Source organism: Agrobacterium sp. (assembly GCF_032092815.1).
Classification (GTDB): Bacteria; Pseudomonadota; Alphaproteobacteria; order Rhizobiales; family Rhizobiaceae; genus Agrobacterium.
In genome coordinates this window covers 8186-14331 of record NZ_DAMDBP010000012.1, presented here as the reverse complement: position 1 = coordinate 14331, position 6146 = coordinate 8186, and the positions used below count along the sequence as shown (strand labels likewise).

The 6146-nt window shown below is 56.2% G+C and carries 3 protein-coding genes and 1 pseudogene; 3 read left to right on the top strand and 1 reads right to left on the bottom strand.

Annotation, left to right across the window (positions count from 1 at the left end):
- Both RT613_RS09260 and RT613_RS09255 read left to right on the top strand, forming a co-directional pair.
- On the top strand, nt 1-657 hold a 657-nt coding region (locus tag RT613_RS09260), incomplete at its 5' end, for an efflux RND transporter periplasmic adaptor subunit (protein ID WP_313614777.1).
- Nucleotides 658-779: 122 nt separating this feature from the next.
- Nucleotides 780-3998 (top strand): efflux RND transporter permease subunit, encoded by a 3219-nt coding sequence (locus RT613_RS09255; protein ID WP_313614775.1) that lies wholly within the window; start codon nt 780-782, stop codon nt 3996-3998.
- 66 nt (nt 3999-4064) lie between these two features.
- Here the strand turns inward: RT613_RS09255 and hutC are convergent, their stop codons facing one another.
- On the bottom strand, nt 4065-4805 hold the full coding sequence (hutC, locus tag RT613_RS09250; protein WP_313614774.1) for a histidine utilization repressor: 741 nt from the start codon (nt 4803-4805) through the stop codon (nt 4065-4067).
- Between the two features lie 133 nt (nt 4806-4938).
- Between hutC and RT613_RS09245 the strand changes: the two are divergent.
- Nucleotides 4939-6146 (top strand): annotated as a pseudogene (locus tag RT613_RS09245) (formimidoylglutamate deiminase); the annotation flags it as partial.

Genomic DNA, 6146 nt, shown 5'->3' with positions numbered 1-6146 from the left:
ATCGACCTTGGTTACACGGAAGTGCGTGCGCCAGTGTCCGGCAAGGTTGGCAAGCTGGAGATCACTGTTGGCAACCTGGTTGCCGCCGGTTCTGGCTCTCCAGCCTTGACCACACTGGTTTCAGTCGACCCGATCTATGCCAGCTTTAATGCCAGCGAAGAAATGGTGGCCAAGGCGCTGTCGCAACTGCCTGTTTCTGCCTCGGCAATTCCTGCCCTTGAGCAGATCCCGGTCGAGGCTGGCACACTTGCCGATCAGGGCACCCCAATCAAGGGCACCCTCCACCTCGTTGACAACCAGGTTGATGCAGCCAGCGGCACAATTGGCGTTCGCGCCATTTTCGACAATCCTGACGGGCGATTGATCCCTGGCCAGTTCGTCCGTGTCCGTATGGGCCAGCCAAAAGCTGAAAACCATATCGTCATCAGCGACCGCGCTATCGGCACCGATCAGGACAAGAAATTCGTGTTTGTCGTCGATGGTGAAAACAAGGTCAGCTACCGCCAGGTCAAACCCGGTGCGGCAGCAGAAGGCGCGCGGATCATCGAAAGCGGCCTCTCCGCCGGTGATACGATCGTCGTCAATGGCCTGCAGCGTATTCGTCCTGGCGCAGTCATAGCGCCACAGACCGAAGAAACGGTCGCCACATCGCAGTAACGCACGGGCAAAGGCGGGTCTGACCCGCCTCCCCCCAGCACTCCAAGAATTTTGCCCTTTGGTGGTCCGTTGCCACCGAAACGGTTTTCTGTATCCAGAATTTAACCGGAGAGGACTTTGTTATGAACATCTCCAGATTTTTTGTCGATCGACCGGTCTTTGCAGCCGTTCTGTCGGTCCTGATCGTGGTGGCGGGCCTGCTTGGCATGCGCGCCCTGCCGATTTCGGAATATCCCGAAGTCGTGCCGCCATCGATCGTCGTGCGCGCCACCTACCCCGGCGCCAACCCCAAGGTCATTGCCGAAACGGTGGCGACACCGCTTGAAGAACAGATCAATGGCGTCGAAGGCATGCTCTACATGTCCAGCCAAGCCACGTCTGACGGCGTGATGACGCTGACAGTCACCTTCAAGCTCGGCACCGATCCCGACAAGGCACAGCAACTGGTGCAAAACCGTGTGTCGCAGGCTGAACCTCGCCTGCCGGCAGAAGTGCGCAGCCTTGGCGTGACAACGGTCAAAAGCTCCCCTGACCTGATGATGGTGATCCACCTGGTATCACCGGGTGACCGCTATGACCTGACCTACCTGCGCAACTACGCCGTGTTGAACATCAAGGATCGGCTGGCGCGCATTGAGGGCGTTGGTCAGGTACAGATTTTCGGCGCTGGTGACTATTCCATGCGCATCTGGATCGACCCACAAAAGGCCGCAGAACATGGCCTTGCCGCCGCCGATATCACCAATGCTATCCGTTCGCAGAACGTGCAGGCTGCGGCCGGCATCATCGGTGCATCGCCCAATCTTACCGGCATCGACATGCAGCTCAACGTCAATGCGCAGGGCCGCCTGAGCACGCCGGAAGAGTTTGGCAACATCATCGTGAAAAGCGGTACCAATGGTGCAATCACACGCCTGCGGGATGTCGCACGCGTTGAACTCGGCGCTTCCGACTATTCCCTGCGCTCGCTGCTGGACGGCGAATCGGCCGTTGCCATTCCCGTTTTTCAGGCTCCAGGCTCCAATGCCATTGCCATTTCCGACAGCGTTTCTGCCACCATGGCAGAGCTGCAAAAGGCAATGCCTGACGGCGTGAAGTACGAAATCGTCTACGACACCACACAGTTCGTCCGTTCGTCGATCGACAAGGTGATTGATACGCTGCTGGAAGCCGTTGCGCTTGTGGTGATCGTGGTCATCCTGTTCCTGCAGACGTGGCGCGCATCCATCATTCCGCTGATTGCCGTTCCGGTTTCTATCATCGGTACATTTGCGGTGATGTATGTGTTCGGTTTCTCGATCAACGCACTCAGTCTGTTCGGGCTTGTGTTGGCGATTGGTATCGTGGTGGACGACGCCATCGTCGTGGTCGAAAACGTCGAGCGCAATATCGAGAATGGGCTGTCCCCGCGTGACGCAACCTACCGCGCCATGCGGGAAGTGTCCGGCCCGATCATTGCGATTGCGCTGGTTCTCGTTGCGGTATTCGTGCCGCTGGCCTTCATCTCAGGCCTTTCCGGCCAGTTCTATCGCCAGTTCGCGCTGACCATCGCCATTTCAACGGTGATTTCGGCAATCAACTCCCTGACGCTCTCGCCAGCCCTGGCTGCCTTGCTTCTGAAGGGGCATCACGCTCCGAAGGACTGGCTGACACGTGGCATGGACAAGGTGTTAGGTGGTTTCTTCCGTCTGTTCAACCGTGGTTTCGGCGCCGCCTCCAACGGTTACGGCCGTAGCGTCGGCGGATTGCTGTCGCGCAAAAGCGTGGTGATGTTTGTCTATATGGCTCTGGCCGGCGCCACTTACGGTATTTTTAATGCTGTGCCTGGTGGCTTCGTACCTGCACAGGACAAGCAGTATCTGATTGGTTTTGCCCAATTGCCGGATGCAGCCAGCCTTGACCGGACAGAAGACGTCATCAAGCGCATGAGCGATATTGCCCTGGCGCAGCCAGGCGTCGAACATGCCATTGCCTTTCCAGGCCTGTCGATCAACGGCTTTACCAACAGCTCGAATGCAGGCGTGGTGTTCGTTGCCTTGAGCCCGTTTGAAGAGCGCAAGACAGCTGATCTTTCCGGCGGTGCGATTGCCATGTCGCTCAACCAGAAATTCGGCGCCATCCAGGACGCGTTCATCGCCATGTTCCCGCCGCCACCAGTTAATGGCCTCGGCACGACGGGTGGTTTCAAACTGCAACTGGAAGACCGCGCTGGTTTCGGTTATCAGGCGCTCGATGAAGCCAACAAGGCATTCCTTGCCAAAGCCTATCAGGCACCAGAACTGGCTGGTTTGTTCTCAAGCTACCAGATCAATGTACCGCAGCTCTATGCCGATCTTGATCGTGCCAAGGCAGAACAGCTCGGCGTATCGGTAACCGACGTGTTCGAAACCCTGCAGATCTATTTGGGCTCGCTCTACGTCAATGACTTCAACGCCTTCGGCCGCACCTACAGTGTCCGCGTACAGGCTGATGCCAAGTTCCGTTCGCAGGCTGAAGATATCGGTCAATTGAAGGTCCGCTCGGCGAGTGGCGAAATGATCCCTCTCTCAGCGCTGCTGAAGGTAGATGCCACAACCGGTCCAGAACGTACAAACCGTTATAACGGCTTCCTGTCGGCCGATATCAACGGTGGACCAGCTCCTGGCTTTTCCTCCGGTGAAGCACAGGCTGCGATTGAACGCATCGCCGCTGAAACCCTGCCATCCGGCATTGATTTCGAGTGGACGGATTTGACCTACCAGCAGATCCTGGCTGGCAGCTCCGGTTTCCTCGTCTTCCCGCTGGCACTTCTGCTGGTCTATCTGGTGCTGGCCGCCCAATATGAAAGCCTGACACTGCCATTGGCGATCATCATGATCGTGCCCATGGGCGTGCTGGCTGCATTGACCGGCGTCTGGTTGACCGGTGGAGACAACAACATCTTCACCCAGATAGGACTAATCGTCTTGGTGGGGCTATCGGCAAAGAACGCGATCCTGATCGTAGAATTTGCCCGGGAGCTTGAGTTTGAAGGAAAGACACCGGTTGCTGCGGCAATCGAAGCCAGTCGCTTGCGTCTGCGCCCTATCCTGATGACGTCACTCGCCTTCATTATGGGCGTGGTACCGCTGGTTATTTCCACTGGTGCTGGTGCAGAAATGCGCGCTGCCATGGGTGTTGCCGTATTCTCCGGCATGATCGGGGTAACCTTCTTCGGCATCTTCATGACACCGGTATTCTATGTGCTTGTTCGCAAGCTCACCGGAAACCGCGCACTTGTGCAACACAAACATGCGGAAGAGCAGGACGACAAACCTCAGAGCCCGTCCGAGACCACAAAGTCGCTGAGCATGTTTGGCTAAAGGCGACAAACATATTGATGGAGGCGGGTGAAAACCCGCCTCCACTACCTTTTCAGGACAGGCTTTTTAAAAAGAGCTCTGCAATCGGTAACGAGATCCCGGGTAAAGCAGCCTGACGGACGAGGCCACCTGGTTTCCCGACCATGTTCGGCGACGAACCAGAAGACACGGTTCTGAACGCGCCACTGCAAGAAGCTTGCATTCCCATGGCTGCGGCAGCACGGATTCAATGAACTGCTCGGTGCGAATGATCGGTGCGACCCGCGTCAGGAAAGCATTCGGTGTAACCACCGTAAAATCCTGCTCCAGATAATCGGGTGCTATATCTGGATTGACGAAGCGATCTTCGATCTGAATTGGCACGTCATCTTCGTGGTGCACGATAATCGTGTGGAAGGAAAGTTTTCCGACCTTTATCTCCAGCGCCTCGGCCAATTCCGGTCCACAAGGTTCCTTCTGGGCAAGAATCAATTCGGCGCGATGCGCCGCACCTCGTTCAGCAATTTCATCGGCGATGTTGCGGACGCCCATAAATTTGGCACTGCGCTTCTTCGGCGCAACAAACGACCCACGCCCCTGAACGCGAACAATAATGCCCTCATTGGCCAGTTCGCGCAGCGCACGATTGGCGGTCATGCGACTGACGCCCAGCACATCAACCAGCTCATTTTCTGAGGGAATTCTCGAATTGACCGGCCATTCTCCGGATTCGATCCGTGCCTTTATCTGCGCTTTCATGCGCTCGTAAAGTGGCACCTCACGCCCAGCGGCATCCTTGACGACGGCCTCGACTTCAGCCTGCGGCATAAAATGGCATCCTTGTTACAGTCATTATCTGCATACAAAATATGCAGTCGAAATTTAAGCCCATTATTTCAATATCCCGCTTGATTGTCATCTAAATAGCTGCAATGTTCCATATACAACTTGAGGCGCAATGATGGCATCGACAAGAACTCTTTTCTGCACACGAGCTTTTCTGGCAGACGGCTGGGCCAACAATGTCACGCTGTCCATCGGTCACGATGGCATAATCACCGACATCAAAGCTGAAACCGTGCCAAACGATGCTAAAGAGCATGCAAAAGGCCCGATTACACCGGCAATTGCAAATTTGCATTCACACGCCTTTCAGCGTGCCATGGCAGGCCTTGCCGAAGTTTTCGGTTCATCCGAGGATAGTTTCTGGACATGGCGTGAAGCCATGTATCGGCTTGTCGGGCAGCTTTCTCCTGAAGACATGCAGGCCGTTGCCACAAAGTTGTATAGTGAACTTCTCAAGGGCGGTTTCGGCCACATCGTTGAATTTCATTATCTTCACCATCAAGTGGATGGTACAGCCTACGACGATCCGGCGGAAATGTCGCTGCGCATATTTGCTGCAGCACGACAGTCCGGCATTGGCCTGACCCATCTTCCAGTCTTTTATGCTCATGCCGGTTTTGGCGGCACAGCACCGGGCAACGGCCAGCGCCCCTTCATTCATTCGGTTGATAAATTCCTCTTACTGCTTGAGCGGCTGGAAAAGGAATGTGCGGGCACGACAAACCGCCTCGGTCTGGCAATCCACTCATTGCGGGCAGCAACACCAGACGAAATGCGCGCCATTCTTGCAGCCGAAAAAACTGGTGGCCCCATCCACATCCATGTGGCCGAACAGCAGAAGGAAGTGGACGACTGCCTCGCCTGGAGCGGCCGTCGCCCTGTCGAATGGTTGCTTGATGAAATGCCGGTTGATGAGCGCTGGTGCGCCATCCATGCCACTCACATGACGGACAGTGAGACGAAACGTCTTGCCAGCAGCGGCGCTGTTGCCGGTCTTTGCCCGGAAACCGAAGCCAATTTGGGAGATGGCATTTTCCCGGCAACCGATTTTTTTGACGCCAATGGTCGGTTTGGCGTTGGCACGGACAGCCATGTGGCAACCAGCGTCAGTGAAGAATTACGCCTCTTGGAATATGGCCAGCGACTGCGCGATCAAAGACGCAATCGAATTGTCTCCGGCAGCGGCAGCTCGGTCGGTGAAACCCTGTTCAAGGGCGCGCTGGCTGGTGGTGCACAAGCCGCAGGTCAGAAACAGCACGGTCTGGCTGTCGGTGCCTCCGCGGATCTCGTGGTCCTGAATGAAGCCGAAGCGTTCATCGGCAC

Bases quoted from the DNA above. Each gene is read 5' to 3' on its own strand.
- RT613_RS09255 (WP_313614775.1), top strand. From the start codon at position 780: ATGAACATCTCCAGATTTTTTGTCGATCGACCGGTCTTTGCAGCCGTT.
- hutC (WP_313614774.1), bottom strand. From the start codon at position 4,805: ATGCCGCAGGCTGAAGTCGAGGCCGTCGTCAAGGATGCCGCTGGGCGT.